The sequence below is a fragment of the Candidatus Enterococcus murrayae genome (assembly GCF_017315985.1).
Taxonomy (GTDB): Bacteria; Bacillota; Bacilli; order Lactobacillales; family Enterococcaceae; genus Enterococcus_A; species Enterococcus_A murrayae.
Genome location: NZ_JAFLVR010000002.1, coordinates 1 through 17,144, shown reverse-complemented (window position 1 = coordinate 17,144; position 17,144 = coordinate 1). Strand labels below are relative to the sequence as shown.

Sequence of the window (17,144 nt, the reverse complement as noted above, 5' to 3'; positions counted from 1 at the left end):
TTTCTAAAGTTTATTGCCGGTACGATCAAGATAATTCTGTAAAATCATAACCGCTGCAAGTTTATCAATAACTTTTTTTCTTTTCGAACGTGAAACATCTGCCTGTTCAACTAACATTCGTTCGGCTTCCACCGTAGTAAGCCGTTCGTCTTGAAAATCGACCGGCAAGTCAAAAAGCTCTTTAATTTTCTCAGCATAAGCCATGGAAGCCTCCGCTCGCGGACCGATCGAATTGTTCATATTTTTAGGAAGTCCTACTACTAATTTGGTGACTTGGTATTCTTTGACAAGCTCACCTAAACGTTCAAAGCCAAACTTCCCTTTTTCTTCGTCAATTCGGATGATCTCGACTCCTTGAGCCGTCCAACCGAATGGATCACTTACTGCGATCCCGACAGTTTTCGAGCCGACATCTAATCCCATTACTCTCATCGAATATCAATACCATGATCTTTCAAATAGTATTTTACCAAAACTTCCATAACCTCATCGCGTTCGTGACGACGAATCAAGTTTCGTGCATCTTGATAACGAGGAATATACGCAGGATCTCCTGATAATAAATAGCCGACGATTTGGTTGATCGGGTTGTAGCCTTTTTCGGCCAAAGCATTGTAGACAATCGTCAGTGTCTCACTGATTTCTTTTTTACGATTATCATCAAAATCAAAACGGACTGTTTCATCTGTGTATCCCATTTTCTCACACCTCTCCTTGAAATTATCAACAATTATATTCTACTAAAAGAAGACAAAACTTACAAACTTTGCAAGTTGCCAATCTCTTGGCTTTAGAAAATCTTCCAAATTATTATAACATGCTTTTCGTTTACATATGGCTTTTTTTACAAGCATCTTTTTTTCTTTTAAGGATCGTACTAGTTATACTGAATAGATAGAAAGTTCGATAAAGCGAAACTTAATTGCCAAAAAACAGGAGGTTCTATCATGTTAAATAAATTTTTTAAACTACTCGTCTGTATTATCGGGGTAGAATTGACTGGAGCGCTATCAGGCTTTTTTGCTGGTGACATTCCAAAGATTTATGCACAGTTAAATAAGCCATTATTGGCGCCGCCAGGTAACATTGTTGGAACTATTTGGATCATTCTCTATGCCTTGATTGGTTTAGCGTTGTTTCTAGTAATTGATAGTAAAGAAGCCAGAGGCAAAACGGTTTCTTATGTGCTATTCGGAATCCAACTAGTTCTAAACTTCATTTGGAGTATTATTTTCTTTGGCGGTTCTCATTTCTGGATTGCTTCTTTTATTAGTTTGACGCTTTTGATTACTATTGTTCTTAGTATTCGTGAATTCTACACTCTTTCAAAGAGTGCTGCACTCTGTTTTATTCCCTATTTCATTTGGATTGTTTATGCTACCTATCTTTCTTTTGGTTTAGCCATTCTAAACTAAGCACAGTTGAGAGACATCAAAACGGTTTTGATGTCTTTTTCTATTGAGCAAAATACTTTATCATTATCGCTGTTCCAGCTATACCATAATCCCCAGTACCATATTTTAATTGATATTCTTCTGTCAAAAATGTGTTCATAGATTTATTTGTTCTTTTGAAGCCGGCTTTTTCATAGGACTTGATTGCTCGTATATTTCTATTTGAAGGCGCTATAAGTAAAAGGTCAATTCTCATTTCTTCATGCAAATAATTACTCAAAGTACGAATCACATCATTTCCATACCCCTTGCCGCAATTTGCCTCATCCTTCATCCAAATATCCAGTTCAGCTGAAAAAGAGTTTAGATGAAAGGCAGAATAGCTAATAAATCCAACAGCTTCTCGATCGCTCTTGATCAGAAAGCCTCGTCCTCTTTCTGGATGAGCGCCAGTAAAATAATAGTCCTCGTAGTATTCTTCACAAAACTCCTGAAAGGTCGCAATAGCTTTCTCAGGATAATCAGGCGGGCCGCTATGTGACTTAGTTGTTTCAGATTGAAAGCACCATTCATAAATCTTTTGACGATCTGCTAGTTCAGCAGGAAATAAATCGATTTTCTCCCCTTTGATTTTCACTTTTATCCCTTCTTTTTTACATTATTTATTCTTTTATTATACGTTATACCCAACTATTCTACTAACGCGATTTGACCGTCATTAATAAGAATTGCTATACTTTTAAGAATAGAGAACATTGAGGAAAAGGAGTCCCCCTTGAAGACAACTGTTGAAATAATCGAAACGACGAAAGAAGAAAGTGCCCTATTTGAGGTTCATGAGATAACTGACACTTTACAAAATATTCTATCCGTACTCAAAGAAGAAAAGCTTTTTTTAGTCGGTGAAGAAAATGGTGCTCACTACAAATTGCCCTTCTCCGAAATCCTTTATATCGAAGTAGTTGATAAAAAAAGCTTTATTTACACGCAGGACATGGTTTGCCAAAGTACTGAAAAACTTTATCAGCTTGAAGAAAAATTGCTTCCCCATGACTTTATTCGTGTAGGGAAATCTTTGCTTTTAAATATCAAGGCTATTCGAGCTGTATCGCCAACTCTAAGCGGTCGTTTTGAAGCTACTTTAATGAATAACGAGCGAGTTTCTGTATCTAGGAAATACGTTCCCGATTTAAAAAAAAGCTTAGGAATGAGGAAACGAATATGAGATTAGTCGAGTACCTAAAAAGTGTTTTTCGTTTGTCCTCCATGATTTTTACTCTGCTAGCAACAATAAACCTATTACTTAACAAACAAGTCCTATTTGAAATTATTGAGTATATGTTGGTGGTATCCGTGTTATCTGGACTACTGCGATTTATTATTGAGGACAATGAAAAATTCTCCAATCAACGCATTGTTATCAATCAATTAATTTATATTGGACTGATATTTTTACAAATTATTATAGGTGATATTTTGTACGGTTGGGAGCTAGGTTTTATTGGTCTGATGAAAAATTTCGGAATTACGTTGATAATTTACGTCTTTATAAAATTTTTTATTTACAGTAATGATAAAAAGGAAGCTGATGAGATTAATGAGTTAATCCAGCAAAAAAGAGAATCAGAATAATCGGATTCTCTTTTTTGCGTTTACTGAGCAACCACAATCAGACGAATGCTTTCTTTGTCATAAGGTTTTCTGTCATAATCGCCATAAATCTCAATACTTTCAAAACCAGCAGCCGTTAGTAATCTATGATAATCCTCATCTAAGATGATCTTATAAACGATATCATACTGATTATTCTCTGTTCTCTTAAGTGAGTGATACAAATCTAAAACATGAATCGTTTCAATCCCCTCTTTTTGCTCCTTAACAAATACTCTTGAAAAATCAGAGCGGTTCACCACAACCTCAATCGATGGCAAAGACAAAGTGTAGTGCGTCGTTCCTTGTGTCAGGATCAATACCCCTCCATCATTGATTCTGCTTTTCATAGATTTAAGAGCAGTAAGCAACTCATGCTCTGAGAGTAAATGCGGCAAAGCAGTTGTTAAACAGACCACAGCATCAAATTTTTCTTTGTATATTTTTTCTAAATACCTGAAGTCGCATTGAGCCAGAGGTATTTCCTTTTTCAATGCGGCTAAGTTCTTTGCCGCTACTTCAAGCATCGCCTCCGAATAATCTGATCCGACTACTTCTAAGCCCATTTCAGACATCATATATAAATGTTGTCCTGTGCCACAAGCACAATCTAATACCGTTCTCACTTGTTTTTCTGAGAATAATTGCTGAAAAAATACTTTTTCTGCTCCTAAATATTCTTCAATCCTGCCAAATTCATCATAATCATACGCAAATGTTCTGTACTTATCTTCCATCTCCTTCACCTCTCAATTTATTGCCTATATTATAGCAAAATAAAACTGATTAAGGATCATTTCTTCTGTTCGATCAAACAAATATCTATTTATTTTTCACCTTAGATGGAGTTAACGACCACTTAGAGAAATTGCATTGTTTCAATAAAAAAAGTTGATTATAGTGGATTTATCAAGAAAAAGTAAAGGAGCAACTACTATGAACGAACTTGTGAAAATCACAAATTTAACCAAAAAATATAGTCACCATGAAGTATTAAAATCTATTTCATTTTCAATCAAGGAAGGAGAGTTGTTTTCCATACTAGGTCCGAATGGCGCCGGGAAATCAACCTTGATTTCGTTGATCCTAGGACTAACGAAACCAGATACTGGCAAGATTCTTTTTGAAGGGAAGAAATTAGCCCCTCATTCTATCGAACACAAAACAATGATTTCAGTTGTTTTTCAAAATAGTATTCTAGACGAAGATTTATCTGTCAAAGAAAATTTATACATTCGTGCTCGCTTTTATACTAATAGCTGGAAAGAAGCCAAGCATTTGGCCAAAGAGAAACTGGCAGATGTACAAGGTAGCCACCTCATAAATAAACGCTATGGTGTTTTGTCAGGCGGAGAAAAAAGGAAAATCGATATCGCACGCGCACTCCTCAACACCCCGAAGCTGTTATTTCTTGATGAGCCTACTACTGGCTTGGACATCGGATCACGAGCAGATATGTGGCGCCTAATCCATCATTTGAAAGAGAAATATCTAATGACAATCGTACTGACTACACACTATATGGAAGAAGCTAGAGATTCCGATAATATTTTAATGTTGGGCGCAGGTGAGGTCATGGCTTATGCTCCTCCGGAGACTTTGAAAAGAAACTATCAATGCTTAACACTTGAGGATGTTTTTTTAACAATTATGGAAAAAGGGAGAGAGAATTATGAATGCACTAGTTTATAGAGGACTATTATTATTTTTTAAGAACAAACAGGCGGTGATTGGTTCTTTCGTTGGCGCAGTAATTATGATTATTTTGTACGTTTTTTTATTAGGAGATAGCCTAGTTGATTCACTATCCGTTCTTTCACAACCTAAATTAGTCGTTGATACTTGGATGTTTGCAGGAGTTATCGGGATCGCCTCAGCCAGTTCCACACTAGGATCCGTCAGTTTAATGATCCGAGACAAAGAGCGCAATGTCTATACTGATTTCATGATCTCGCCGATTTCAAAAGAGAGAATTATGTTAGGCTATTTTTTCAGCACTTTCTTAATCTCTTTATTGATCACTTTAGTGGTTATTGTCATTGCTGAAATTTATATCGTTGTTCTTTCAAAGGGGAAGCTATTGACTCTATCGCAATTTGGTTTGCTATTTTTTGTTAGTCTTTTAACTGTATTTTGTTCCTCCGCTTTTATGTTCTTTGTAGTCAGTTTTTTTAAACGAACCGATACTTTTTCTACCATGACATCTGTAATTGGTCCTTTGATCGGCTTCTTAACTGGCTGTTATGTTCCAATTGGTAGCTTGCCTAACAATGTCCAACGGGTTGTCGAATATTTTCCATTAACTAGTGGAATAGTGTTGATTAGACGTATTATGACAGAAAATGTGTTCACCACCGCAGACAAGCCAGCCATAAATACGATCAAAGAAGAATTGGGCATCGTGATGAACGGTCAAAACGATCTTTTTCTGCCTGTCGCAATCCTATTGATTTCAAGCGGACTGTTTTTAGCAATTGCTTTATGGAATGTTAGGCGTGTGGAAATAAAGCGATAACTATTATACTAAAAAAACTCTTGAGGAAAGACCTCAAGAGTTTTACGAGTTTGGATTAGTAAAGTTCTAAGTATTGATCGCGTTCCCATTCGGATACAGTTTGTCGAAAAGCTGCCCACTCCATACGTTTTGCTTCATTGAAATTAGTATAGATATGACTTCCTAAAGCATCAATCATCGTTTGATCTTTACGTAATGCTTTGATCGCATTATGAATCGTAGAAGGCAAGTCATAAATTTCTGCTTCTTTACGTTCTTCTTCTGTCATCACGTAAATATTACGATCAACTGCCGCTGGTGGTGTCAATTCATTACGGATACCGTCTAAACCAGCTTCTAATAAAACAGCCATCGTCAAGTACGGATTTGCCGCTGGATCGACTGAACGCAGCTCTAAACGTGTAGATAAACCACGCGATTCTGGAATACGAATCAATGGTGAGCGGTTGCGTCCACTCCAAGCCACATAAACTGGGGCTTCAAAACCAGGAACTAAGCGTTTATAAGAATTTACGATTGGATTACATACTGCCGTGTATGCACGTGCGTGTTTTAAAAGACCTGCCAAAAATTGATAAGCTGTTTTGCTTAATTTCATTGGACCATCTTCATCGTAAAATACATTGCCTTCATCGTTGAATAGCGACATGTTGCAATGCATACCGGAACCGTTGATGCCGTATAACGGTTTTGGCATAAATGTTGCGTGAAGGCCATGCTTGCGAGCAATTGTTTTAACGACTAATTTGAAGGTTTGGATATTATCACAGGCTTCGATTGCGTCTGCATATTTAAAGTCGATTTCATGTTGTCCAGGAGCAACTTCGTGATGTGAAGCTTCTACTTCAAAGCCTAAGCTTTCAAGTTCTAACACGATGTCCCGACGACAATTTTCTCCTAAATCAGTTGGTGCAAAATCGAAGTATCCGCCTTTATCATTCAAATCCAATGTTGGATCGCCATTTTCGTCCATTTTGAATAAGAAAAATTCTGGTTCAGGACCTAAGTTGAATGATGTGAAGCCAAATTCATCCATTCCTTTTAATACGCGTTTTAAATTTCCGCGAGGATCTCCTGGGAATGGTGTGCCGTCTGGTCCATAAATATCACAGATTAAACGCCCCACTTTCCCATGATCACTTTCCCATGGGAAAATCATCCAGGTAGACAAATCTGGGTACAAATACATATCACTTTCTTCAATACGGACAAAACCTTCAATAGATGAACCGTCGAACATCATTTTGTTATCTAGGACTTTTTCCATCTGACTTACTGGCACTTCAACGTTTTTGATAGTCCCCATAATATCTGTGAACATCAGACGTAAAAAGCGGACGTTCTCTTCCTCGACAATTCGTTTAATATCCTCTTTACTTAGATCTCTTTTCGGCATAATATCTAAATCCCTTCCTCGCACTTCATTTTTTTATATTCCACAATCACTAAAGCTTAGGGCCTTGCGATTGATATGGATTTTGTTGTTGGAAACCACCTTGTGTTAACATCTCATCATAAAAAATACGACGGACATCTTTATCAGTCAATGGCGGTTTCTCTTTAGCAGCTTTAACTTCTTCCTGACGCATTTGATAAACGCGCTTTATTCCTGCCATGTTCAGGCCATCAGATAAATAGTCTTTGATTTCTAGTAACACATCAATGTCGTTTAGAGAATACATCCTACGGTTACCTTCACTTCGTTCCGGGTGGATCAGTTCTTGCTCCTCATAGTACCGAATCTGTCGTGCAGTCAAATCCGTTAGCTTCATAACTGTACCAATTGGAAAAACAGCAAGCGAACGACGCAATTCTTTCTCCCGCATAATATCTCCTCCTTGTTTTTTGATGTTGAAAAAAGAATACCATCCGTTAGACCAATCGTCAAGAGATAATGTCACATTTTCTTACATAGCTTTTCCGAACGTTCGCTTTTTCGACTAAATGATTATTATATCAACGTTCTCAATGGATAAAAAATTGTTATACTGCAAAAAAAAGAAAGTAGCGATAAAGTTGCCTAAAATCAAAATTAGAGAAAATCGTTCAACTCAGACCTGAGTATTCAGTGAGGTATTTAATGGGTATTTTAAAAAGAGACTCCAAGGAGAACCGTACCTATCTTGTATACTTCAAACGCGATCATAAATTATATCTTTTTTGAAGATGAAATCGAACAGAAGAAAATTTGAAAAATTTCTATTTAAGAGGCATTTGAGATTTTTTAATAATCTCACGTTTTTCATCTATTTTAATCAAGCGCTCCCAACAGAAATTACTGGTTGTCCACCCTTTTATTGTGATTATGATTTCTCAAGACATATACTCGTCTTTTCGAAAATAAATAAATCAAGCCCATCTAAAGATATGCTTTTCAGTAGATGAATTAGCTGGTTAGCATTTCTTTATGTAGATAAAAAGCTGCCCTTCGCAAAGCGAAGAACAGCTCTAAAAAACTACAACTATTTTATTAGTCTGTTGCCCAAGGTTCGTTCAAAATTACTTCTTTTTTATGATTGATGATAAACTTCATTCACAGCATTGGTTACTGCAACTTTAACGTGCTCAAAAGTCAAACCGCCTTGAAGATATAAAGAGTAGGGCTCTCTTAATGGTCCATCCGCACTTAGTTCAATACTTGCTCCTTGAATAAACGTCCCCGCAGCCATTATGATATCGTCTTCATACCCTGCCATATAAGATGGGATAGGGGCAACATAGGCGTCAATTGGCGAATATTTTTGAATCGCCTGACAGAACTGAATCATTTTCTCACGATCACGAAAATCGATCAACTGAATTAGATCGGTCCGCGGCTGATTCCATTTAGGTGTTGATTCCAAATTATATTCTGCTAGCAGTGCAGCAGAATACACGGCTCCTTGAATCGCCTGGCTCACTACATGAGGTGCTAAGAAAAAGCCCTGAAGCATGTCAAAGACACTTCCGAGCATTGCTCCGCCCTCTGCTCCAACTCCGGGAGTGGTTAGGCGATACGCACATCGTTCAATCAACTCTTGCTTTCCAGCGATATAACCGCCTGTTTTAGCAATTCCGCCCCCAGGATTTTTAATCAACGAACCAGCCATTAAATCTGCTCCGACTTGTGTCGGTTCTAACAATTCAGCAAACTCGCCATAACAGTTATCCACAAAAATCACGACATCCGGTGCGATACTTTTAACAAAATCACACATTTCTTTGATTTTTTCAATCGTGAACGACGGCCGGGAAGCATAACCCCGTGAACGTTGAATGGCAACTACCTTCGTATTGCTGTTTATCTTTTTTTTGACACCATCAAAATTAATATTGCCGTCTGCTAAAAGTTCGACTTCATCATATCCGATGTTGTACTCCTTAAATGATCCTATTCCGTTGCCTTGTACACCAATTACTTCTAGTAATGTATCATAAGGTGTACCTGTGATATAAAGCAGCTCATCTCCTGGTCGTAACACACCAAACAATGACGTAGCGATTGCATGAGTTCCCGAAACGATTTGTGGTCGAACTAGGGCTGCTTCTGCACCAAGCGTTTGGGAATAAACAGCTTCTAAAACATCCCGCCCTTGATCGTCATTCCCATATCCTGTTGACGGCAGAAAATGGCTTTCTGAAACGTGATTCTCCCGAAAAGCTTTCAATACTTTGGCTTGATTTGACAAAGCAATTTCTCGTATTTCTTGCAGCCGTCCAGCTATCTGTTGATCGACTTTATCTATTTTTTCAACCAGCTCGGGTGCTAGCTCAGTTGTCCAACTCATCTTCCATTCTCCTAATCCAAAGAGATTTTTTCTTAGCAAATCCCCGCACATTGTATTGTTCCTTTTCCTCATCAAAGCTTTCGCTTAAGACCAATGTCTCACGTTTCATCTCGCTCAAAGCCTGCCCTTCGTTTGCGTTCAAAGTCAGCATATAAGGCTCTAGTAAATTCATTATTTCTCTTTTGATAGCATCAGCTAATAAATCTTTTCCTCTATTTGTTTTTGCAGAAATTAGAACACTAGGAAATAAGGTCGGTGCAAAGGTAACTTCATCAATCCGATCCGCTTTATTGTAAATCGTGAGCATTGGAATATCATCCATCCCAAGATCTTTTAATAAATCAATAACAGTTTTTTCTTGTTGCTGCCGATCTTCGGCACTAGCATCTACGATATGCAGCAAAAGGTCCATCCCTTTACTCTCTTCCAAAGTCGATTGAAAAGCGTCGACTAATTGTGTAGGTAAGTCCTGAATAAAACCAACTGTATCTGTAATCGTGGTCTCCATTCCCTGCGGTAAATGCCAACGTTTTGTTAAAGGATCCAATGTAGCGAACAATTGATCTTCAGAATACGTATCAGCATTCGTTAATAAATTTAAAATCGTTGACTTGCCTGCATTTGTATATCCAATCAGACCCATTTGGAAAATACTGGACTGCTGCCGTTTTTGACGACTTCGCTCACGATGAGCTTCAACTTCCTTTAGCTCCTTTTTGATTGCAGAGATACGGCGGCGAATGTGACGCCGATCGGTTTCTAGCTTTGTTTCCCCAGGTCCGCGAGTCCCGATTCCTCCACCAAGCCGAGATAAGCTTTGTCCCTGGCCTACCAAGCGTGGTAATAAATAATCTAATTGAGCAAGTTCAACTTGTAGTTTGCCTTCTTTTGAACGAGCACGTTGAGCAAAAATATCTAAAATTAATTGGATCCGATCAATTACCGGAACACCAACCAGTGATTCGATCGTCTGGCTTTGGCGTGGTGACAGGGAATGGTTGAAAATAACAAGGTCCGCTTCATGCGCGTCAACTAGCTGCGTGAGTTCTTCTATTTTCCCTTTACCAATGATTGTTTGACGATCAACTTTGGGTCGCTTTTGTGTTAATGAAAAAACAATTTCGCCATGAGCCGTCTTGGTTAGTCCGGCCAACTCATGCATCGATTCTAAATAATTATATTTACTCTCGTCTGTCTCGACGCCGACTAAAATGACTCTTTCTGACAATCTGTTTCCTCCTAAATTTCTATTCTATGATGTACTAATTCCTTTATAATGGCACTTTATCAATTAAACATCCTCAATTGAAAGTGTCGCTTTATCTTCTGCTAGCCACTTGGCTATGGTTGCTTCGATCTCTAAAATTGTATCTGGTTGCTGAACTAGATCATACCAATGGACGGACATACGATTACGAAACCAAGTCAATTGGCGTTTAGCATAGCGACGCGAATGTAATTTTATTTCTTCCAATGCCGATTCCAACGAGGTTTTCCCAGAAAAATAAGGAAATAGTTCTTTATAGCCGATTCCTTGAGCAGCTTGCACTTCAGGGGTTTTAGCCAATTTTTTAGCTTCCTCTAGCAAGCCCTGTTCAACCATTAAGTCAACACGCTCATTGATCCGCTGATACAAAATCGCTCGATCCGTGTTTAAACCGATTATAAAACTGTCATAAAGCTTTTGAGGCTGTTCCTTTGGTTCGAGAATAGAGTGCCCTGTTGTCTCAAAAACCTCTAACGCTCGAATCACTTTTTTACGATTGTTGTAATGAATCTTCTTCGCGGCCAGAGAATCTGCGGCTTGCAGTTTTTGCCACAATGCTTCATTCCCATTATTATCTGCAAAAGCTTCATATTTAATCCGAAGTGTATTATCTATAGCTTCTCCTTCGCTGCCAAGCTTATAATCCCACAATAAGGATTGGATATATAAACCAGTCCCCCCCACGACGATTGGTACTTTACCTCTGCGACTGATTTCCTCGATTGTTCTTCTAGCCGTTTTCTGAAAATCCGCAGCAGAATAATTTTCATCAACATTCTTCACGTCGATCAAATGATGGACAATCCCAGCCATTTCGCTCGGAGTCACTTTAGCAGTTCCGATATCTAACCCACGATATACTTGCATGGAATCTCCGCTAATAATCTCTCCATTGAACTTTTTTGCCAAGTCAATACTCAAGCTTGTCTTACCAACCGCAGTTGGTCCAACGATTGTTATTACCTTCATTGTTTGAACCTGCTTCTTGTACGGATGGCTTTTTCCGGAAAATCGGTAATTATACCGGCCAAATTATTTTCATAACAAGTCATCATGGTTTCGTAAAGATTAGGTGTCCAAGGTCGAATAGCTTTTTCATAATTCTTAACAATCTCAGGATGCTGTTTTACCCAATCATAGCTCGGATGCAAGCCCTCAATAAAGTCCGTCTCTAAGACAGTCTGATATTTTTCCAGATCATTTTTCTGAATCAAATCATATTGTATATCCGGCTCGTACTCATGCATGATTCGCAAAGAGTCAATATTAAAACTCGTGTACCAATACGTGAATGGCCACTCCTTACTTGTCATGACTTTCGATATTTTTTCTTCAATTCCTGGGTAATGAAATTTATTCGTCTTAATTTCAATACATAAGAAGCCGCGAAAACGCATCTGCAGCAATAAATTCAGAACTTCCTGCAGAGTCGATATTTTAGTCGCCTGATATTTTTCATCAAACCAGCTGCCGGCATCCAGTTCTTTGATTTCTTTTAATGTTAACTCTCGAATCAGCCCTTTGCCATCAGTTGTGCGATCAACACTTTCATCATGAATAACGACTAACTGCTGGTCGGCTGTTAGATGAACATCCAATTCGATGCCATCCGTACCAGTCCGTACCGCCTCCATGAATGCCGGCAATGTATTCTCAGGATGAGTGCCTGCACTCCCACGATGAGCAATAATAACTGTCATCCAATACCACCTCGTTCATAATCTATTAAATGAATTAGTTTTAAATCTTTCCACGTCCACTTGTAAAACGCTATTGTACATTGAAATAACGTAAAGGCTGTTTAGTCGAGCGAGCTAACTGCTGCTTCTTTTCATCTAGTATCTCTAAAAGCTGTTCAGAGAAAGTCTCCATGACAATCCGTCCGCCCTTATAAGTATAACCGCCAATCTTAACGGTTTCCTCGGGAGATAAAATAACTTTTCGATGAGAAATATTTTTGAAAAACTCTTCAATTAAATAATTTGGCAAGTAAAAATTATTTTGAGCAGCAAAAGAATTTAAATAAATGAAATCATCAATCGTAATGTAACAGTCATCGAACGAATTAAACGTCACATAATCTTGCATTAAAACATTTCGTTTGGATAAAATCTCATTCACTTTTTTGTTTAAAAGATTGATTGTTTCAATTTCTTTAACCTGATGCTCCAATTCTCTTTCACGTTGATGGCGCAAGTCGATATACTTAAAAACAAAATAAACGGCAAGACCTGTCAATCCTGCTCCAATCAATACACCAATTAGTCCAATAAATGCGATTTCCACGTTTTTTCCTCCTAATTCATACTTATGGAATTATTCCTTACAAAAGTAAACTGATTCTCAACACGTCTATCATCCCACTGAAGAATTTATAAAATGCGGCAATCTGACATCCTGTTATCATCGGTATTAATAGTACCATATTTTCATGTTTCTAGGATAGTTTGACCCGTTTAAAAAAACGGAGCCTTCTATTTGACCAAAACTGACCAACGTTGTATACTTTCTTTAAGTTTTAGCAATCTAACCTCGTTTGTGCTAAAATAATTTACGAACAATATTTTAAGGAGGATTCACTATGAATTTAGTTCCTACAGTCATTGAACAATCATCTCGTGGCGAACGTGCTTACGACATTTATTCTCGTTTATTAAAAGATCGCATCATTATGCTGAGTGGTCAAGTGAACGACGATATGGCGAACACCATCATCGCCCAATTATTATTCTTGGATGCCCAAGATTCTGAAAAAGATATTTACCTTTACATCAACTCTCCAGGCGGTAGCGTTTCTGCTGGCTTAGCAATTTTCGATACTATGAACTTTGTAAAAGCTGATGTACAAACTATTGTACTTGGTATGGCCGCTTCAATGGGAAGCTTCCTACTGACAGCTGGCGCTAAGGGCAAAAGGTTTGCATTGCCAAATGCTGAGATCATGATTCACCAACCACTAGGCGGTGCACAGGGGCAAGCTACTGAAATCGAAATTGCCGCACGTCACATTTTAAAAACGCGTGAACGTTTGAACAACATTTTGTCTGAACGTACTGGTCAACCGATCGAAGTAATCGAACGCGACACCGATCGTGATAACTTCATGACGGCCGAAGAAGCAAAAGCTTATGGTCTGATCGATGAAGTAATGGAAAATAGCAGCTCTTTAAGCTAAACGACAAGAAACCGAGGAAAAGTCCTCGGTTTTTAATTTTGTTTGACTCGCTATTTTCTTATAGGCCAACTTCATCAATGATCAAGAAAATAACGATACGATCTTTTGCCATTGAACGTCGTGTGATGACAAGCGTATTGCAAATGCATTCTGTTTGAAGGCAATCACCGCAGAGTCCTTTTTTGATGCATGGTGTTTTCTGTAATCCTAAACGGTGGGCATTTAATGGGGCCGTATTTTTTCTTACCATTTCTACTGTCGCAGTTAAATCTCCATAAACTTTTCGCATACTGACAAAGGCCAGTACTTTATCTGGACCATAGGTCAGAGCAGCCACACGATTTCCTACGCTATCGATATTTACTAGCTCCCCCTCTTCAGTGATTCCGTTAATACTCGTTAAAAAATAATCAGAAAGCAATGCTTGTTTCATCACTTGATGTCGCTCTTCTGGTGATTTTGTTCTTTCTCGATCAATGATCTTTTGCCCTCTTTTGTATAGCTCTTCAATTACACCAGATTGCTCTATAGTAATCGAACCGCCAAACCCCACTGATTTATCAGGATCAATAATCTTCATCGCCTGCTCCCTAGCTTCCAACAGGTTCTGACAAATAATTGGCTGAAAATTCCGCCGTTCCAACTTTTTGCTTAATGTTGATGCCGCCGCAACATAACGTTTTCTTTGATAATCTTCCATTAGCTAACTCCTTAGTCAAATAGTTATCTTTTTAATTATACGTTCAAAATTCATATACTTACTCATTTCCCAAAAAAGAGATTCTTACTTCCTTCTCTATTTTCAATTATTTAAGTTCGATTCGCAATAACAAGTTTAACTTGAGCACAAAAAGTGCCCAAGAAGAATATCTTAGGCATTGTTAGTTTTTTTAGTTGAACGAGCTCTGAGTGCTGCCAGTTCTTTGATATCTTGTAAGATGTTTTGATCCGTTACTTCAAAAGAGATTGATTTTCCCAGTTTGCTGGACTTGGCATTCTGATACTTATTTTTAGTATATTCGCAACACATTGATACCAACGCATTGGCATCATCTAATTCTTTCGCACTGAAGGAAACCATCGCAACAAAATATCCTTGCTTTGGATACGCTGTGCACAACGCTTTGCCGTTCTTCTTGAACTTTATATTCCATCCTTTCCAATAGCCCTCTCCCATTGAACAACCGCTATAAGCACGCTTAGGTTTCACGGCATAGGTCTGTATTAAATACTCCGATAATTCTTGCCATAATGGATTTGAAATGAAGTCTGAAATTTGTCGGTCTGTCGGTTCGATATCCTCATGGAATAATTCATACCATTGCATACTAGCACCCGCTTTCTTCTTTAGTAACTATTCATTTTAGCTGACAAAGTAGTTTTATGCTTGTTCTCCAATGCTCTTTTCAAAAAAATCATCCAAGATAAACTTGGATGATTTTCTTCTACTCTTTTTGAGAATAGCCATTTTGATAATCAATCTTAATACCATCTTGGACATTGTAAATGAAGAGATTAAATGATATCTCATCATCTTCGATACTTTGTCCCTCCATTTGGACACCGCGAGCAACCAATTCATTTCCTTTAAAATAAGGCGTTACGCGATAACGTACATGGTGGTTCGTTTTACGAATGTAATTCCCAATTTCAATCTCATGCTCATTCATTCCTGGATCATTTAATGACGCCGTACCAGTCATCAAATTTTTCAAATTGTTGTTCTCTCCTGAAAATTGAAAAGCAATCAAATGGGCGCGGTTAAACAATGGCTCATCATTATAAAATTTTTGATGCCAGCCTGTTGGTTTGACATATAAACGTTCACGTTCTTGATGCGGCATCAAATCTTTGCCTAACATGGCGTTGGCAACCCCAACTCGATTCAGCTGGTCCAATTCTGAAAAGCGCGTCCAGGTATCTTCATTTAATGAAAGGTCTTCCTCAGAAAAGCTCGGCTGGTTATGGTTCAATTGGATTGTTTGATGCTTGTCATCATACTCTGGTACTTCTGAAACTTGACTTATATTAATTTTCTTTACTGAATTAGTCGGCTCTTCATGTGATCCTATTTGTGAATAAATTCCATAAATCCCTGCCAAGACTACTACGATTGCAGAAAGGACTTTTGCATCTGTTTTTTTGCTGCGATGGTCATTCAACTCCTAATTCCTTTTTTCCATCACACTGATCCCATTATTTCGTCTGCTGCCAAATCTCCTTGATCGCCGGAACATTACCAAGCTCTGTTAGATTACTTGGCATGATCACTGTATTACCATTATTTTCAACCACATGTTTGAAAGCCTCGATTCCTAGATAGGCGATCATTTCATCAGTCAAATTACTTTCTGCGATAGCTTTATTGATCTCCTTGATACGGGCTGTTTCAGCTTCCGTAATTTTTGCGATACGATCAGCTTCCGCAGCTGCATCGATTCTAGTGCGGTCCGCTCGAGCATCGGCATCGATTTTTGTTTGTCTTGCTCGCGCTTCAGCATCAATCTGCATCTCAGAAGATTTTGCTTCTGACTCTAATATTACTGATTGTTTTTTCCCTTCAGAAATCGTGATCAAAGACTCCTTGTCCCGACTAGCTGTGATCAATTTATTCATGGAATTGACGATTTCATCAGAAACTGATATTTCCCCGATATTGATCCGATCAATAGACAACCCATATCCAGCTGTAATATCTTTCACGCTTTCATAAAGATTCACATTGATTTCCTCGGTACCATTCAATACTTCATTCAATTCCATTTTACCGATAATACCGCGCAGGTTTGATTGACAATCTTGGATCATTGATGTGACAGAATCCTCATTATCATACACAAAAGCCCTAGCATCTGTCACGTGATACTTGATCGCTTCATCGATTTCGACGATTACATTGTCTCGAGTGATCACGCTTTGCGGTTCAATTTGGATTGGTGTTTGTTTTAAAGAGACACGACGACGAACTACATATAAAATCGGAATTAAAAAATGCAGCCCCGGATCCAGTGTCTTCACATATTTACCAAAACTTTCGACAACTTTGACCTCTCCTTGCTGAACGATCACGACCAATTGGCTGATGATAAATAGAAGTACAACAACCACAATTACTACTAAGATGATATTAAATATTAACAATATAATTCACATCACTTTCTTCAAGATTATTATTGATGACGACTAACAATTCCCGACTGGTAAAGTCGATGACCTCCAGCATATCTTCAGGCTTCGGCTGCCCGTTGATCACTTTGTAGTCATACCAACTACCCAAAATTCGAATGAGCCCAGTAATACTTGACCCTTTACTGCGAAAACACTTCCCCATCGTTTTCTGCATTTGATAATCCAATACAAACTCCCTCCCATATTA

Annotated in this window: 22 protein-coding genes; 6 read left to right on the top strand and 16 right to left on the bottom strand. The window is 38.2% G+C overall.

Annotated elements, in window-relative coordinates; all coding sequences use genetic code 11:
* Nucleotides 1-3: 3 nt before the first annotated feature.
* Nucleotides 4-432: a Holliday junction resolvase RuvX gene (gene ruvX, locus JZO85_RS01310; RefSeq protein WP_207106697.1), complete on the bottom strand. Its 429-nt coding sequence runs from the start codon at nucleotides 430-432 to the stop codon at nucleotides 4-6.
* Nucleotides 429-698, bottom strand: a complete 270-nt coding sequence (locus JZO85_RS01305; protein WP_010739601.1) for an IreB family regulatory phosphoprotein — start codon at nucleotides 696-698, stop codon at nucleotides 429-431. The genes ruvX and JZO85_RS01305 overlap by 4 nt, the downstream gene beginning before the upstream one ends.
* Before the next feature lie 249 nt (nucleotides 699-947).
* On the opposite strand from JZO85_RS01305, the gene JZO85_RS01300 reads away from it, so the two are divergent.
* The gene (locus JZO85_RS01300) at nucleotides 948-1,415 is read left to right on the top strand and encodes a TspO/MBR family protein (RefSeq protein WP_207106696.1); all 468 of its coding nucleotides are present in this window, start codon (nucleotides 948-950) and stop codon (nucleotides 1,413-1,415) included.
* A gap of 40 nt (nucleotides 1,416-1,455) precedes the next feature.
* On the opposite strand, the gene JZO85_RS01295 is transcribed toward JZO85_RS01300, so the two are convergent.
* A complete protein-coding gene (locus JZO85_RS01295; protein WP_347401774.1) occupies nucleotides 1,456-2,031 on the bottom strand; it encodes a GNAT family N-acetyltransferase in 576 nt (191 codons plus the stop codon).
* Between the two features lie 138 nt (nucleotides 2,032-2,169).
* On the opposite strand from JZO85_RS01295, the gene JZO85_RS01290 reads away from it, so the two are divergent.
* A complete protein-coding gene (locus JZO85_RS01290) occupies nucleotides 2,170-2,619 on the top strand; it encodes a LytTR family DNA-binding domain-containing protein (protein ID WP_207106695.1) in 450 nt (149 codons plus the stop codon).
* Nucleotides 2,616-3,026 carry a DUF3021 family protein gene (locus JZO85_RS01285; RefSeq protein WP_207106694.1) on the top strand — a complete coding sequence of 137 codons (411 nt, stop codon included), beginning with the start codon at nucleotides 2,616-2,618 and terminating at the stop codon, nucleotides 3,024-3,026. Before JZO85_RS01290 ends, JZO85_RS01285 begins: the two co-directional genes overlap by 4 nt.
* Before the next feature lie 20 nt (nucleotides 3,027-3,046).
* Here JZO85_RS01285 and JZO85_RS01280 read toward each other — a convergent pair whose 3' ends face one another.
* Complete coding sequence (locus JZO85_RS01280; protein ID WP_207106693.1) at nucleotides 3,047-3,781, bottom strand: class I SAM-dependent methyltransferase; 735 nt, start codon at nucleotides 3,779-3,781, stop codon at nucleotides 3,047-3,049.
* Nucleotides 3,782-3,980: 199 nt separating this feature from the next.
* Between JZO85_RS01280 and JZO85_RS01275 the strand changes: the two genes are divergently transcribed.
* On the top strand, nucleotides 3,981-4,736 hold the full coding sequence (locus JZO85_RS01275; protein WP_207106692.1) for an ABC transporter ATP-binding protein: 756 nt from the start codon (nucleotides 3,981-3,983) through the stop codon (nucleotides 4,734-4,736).
* On the top strand, nucleotides 4,717-5,559 hold the full coding sequence (locus JZO85_RS01270) for an ABC transporter permease (RefSeq protein ID WP_207106691.1): 843 nt from the start codon (nucleotides 4,717-4,719) through the stop codon (nucleotides 5,557-5,559). Before JZO85_RS01275 ends, JZO85_RS01270 begins: the two co-directional genes overlap by 20 nt.
* Before the next feature lie 55 nt (nucleotides 5,560-5,614).
* On the opposite strand, the gene glnA is transcribed toward JZO85_RS01270, so the two are convergent.
* From glnA to JZO85_RS01235, 7 genes are all read right to left on the bottom strand, one after another.
* Nucleotides 5,615-6,955 (bottom strand): type I glutamate--ammonia ligase, encoded by a 1,341-nt coding sequence (gene glnA / locus JZO85_RS01265; protein ID WP_207106690.1) that lies wholly within the window; start codon nucleotides 6,953-6,955, stop codon nucleotides 5,615-5,617.
* Between the two features lie 49 nt (nucleotides 6,956-7,004).
* The gene (locus JZO85_RS01260; RefSeq protein WP_010744471.1) at nucleotides 7,005-7,385 is read right to left on the bottom strand and encodes a MerR family transcriptional regulator; all 381 of its coding nucleotides are present in this window, start codon (nucleotides 7,383-7,385) and stop codon (nucleotides 7,005-7,007) included.
* 684 nt (nucleotides 7,386-8,069) lie between these two features.
* Nucleotides 8,070-9,326: a methionine gamma-lyase family protein gene (locus tag JZO85_RS01255; RefSeq protein ID WP_207106689.1), complete on the bottom strand. Its 1,257-nt coding sequence runs from the start codon at nucleotides 9,324-9,326 to the stop codon at nucleotides 8,070-8,072.
* Nucleotides 9,310-10,554, bottom strand: a complete 1,245-nt coding sequence (gene hflX, locus JZO85_RS01250) for a GTPase HflX (RefSeq protein WP_207106688.1) — start codon at nucleotides 10,552-10,554, stop codon at nucleotides 9,310-9,312. Before hflX ends, JZO85_RS01255 begins: the two co-directional genes overlap by 17 nt.
* Nucleotides 10,555-10,617: 63 nt before the next feature.
* Complete coding sequence (miaA, locus tag JZO85_RS01245; RefSeq protein WP_207106687.1) at nucleotides 10,618-11,562, bottom strand: tRNA (adenosine(37)-N6)-dimethylallyltransferase MiaA; 945 nt, start codon at nucleotides 11,560-11,562, stop codon at nucleotides 10,618-10,620.
* Nucleotides 11,559-12,293 (bottom strand): glycerophosphodiester phosphodiesterase, encoded by a 735-nt coding sequence (locus JZO85_RS01240; protein WP_207106686.1) that lies wholly within the window; start codon nucleotides 12,291-12,293, stop codon nucleotides 11,559-11,561. The genes miaA and JZO85_RS01240 overlap by 4 nt, the downstream gene beginning before the upstream one ends.
* A gap of 70 nt (nucleotides 12,294-12,363) precedes the next feature.
* Nucleotides 12,364-12,879, bottom strand: coding sequence for a hypothetical protein (locus tag JZO85_RS01235; protein ID WP_207106685.1), 516 nt, complete (start codon nucleotides 12,877-12,879; stop codon nucleotides 12,364-12,366).
* A gap of 295 nt (nucleotides 12,880-13,174) precedes the next feature.
* Here JZO85_RS01235 and clpP point away from each other — a divergent pair, with 295 nt between their 5' ends.
* Nucleotides 13,175-13,768, top strand: a complete 594-nt coding sequence (clpP, locus tag JZO85_RS01230; protein ID WP_088932181.1) for an ATP-dependent Clp endopeptidase proteolytic subunit ClpP — start codon at nucleotides 13,175-13,177, stop codon at nucleotides 13,766-13,768.
* Between the two features lie 58 nt (nucleotides 13,769-13,826).
* Here the strand turns inward: clpP and JZO85_RS01225 are convergent, their stop codons facing one another.
* From JZO85_RS01225 to JZO85_RS01205, 5 genes are all read right to left on the bottom strand, one after another.
* Nucleotides 13,827-14,468 carry a lactate utilization protein gene (locus JZO85_RS01225; protein ID WP_207106684.1) on the bottom strand — a complete coding sequence of 214 codons (642 nt, stop codon included), beginning with the start codon at nucleotides 14,466-14,468 and terminating at the stop codon, nucleotides 13,827-13,829.
* Nucleotides 14,469-14,639: 171 nt separating this feature from the next.
* Entirely contained in the window at nucleotides 14,640-15,095 is a 456-nt protein-coding gene (locus tag JZO85_RS01220) for a DUF3788 domain-containing protein (RefSeq protein WP_207106683.1), read from the bottom strand.
* A 118-nt stretch (nucleotides 15,096-15,213) separates the two neighbouring features.
* Nucleotides 15,214-15,930 carry a DNA/RNA non-specific endonuclease gene (locus JZO85_RS01215; protein ID WP_207106682.1) on the bottom strand — a complete coding sequence of 239 codons (717 nt, stop codon included), beginning with the start codon at nucleotides 15,928-15,930 and terminating at the stop codon, nucleotides 15,214-15,216.
* Nucleotides 15,931-15,964: 34 nt separating this feature from the next.
* Nucleotides 15,965-16,909 (bottom strand): SPFH domain-containing protein, encoded by a 945-nt coding sequence (locus tag JZO85_RS01210; RefSeq protein ID WP_207106681.1) that lies wholly within the window; start codon nucleotides 16,907-16,909, stop codon nucleotides 15,965-15,967.
* The gene (locus tag JZO85_RS01205; protein ID WP_207106754.1) at nucleotides 16,896-17,111 is read right to left on the bottom strand and encodes a hypothetical protein; all 216 of its coding nucleotides are present in this window, start codon (nucleotides 17,109-17,111) and stop codon (nucleotides 16,896-16,898) included. Before JZO85_RS01205 ends, JZO85_RS01210 begins: the two co-directional genes overlap by 14 nt.
* Nucleotides 17,112-17,144 lie beyond the last annotated feature (33 nt).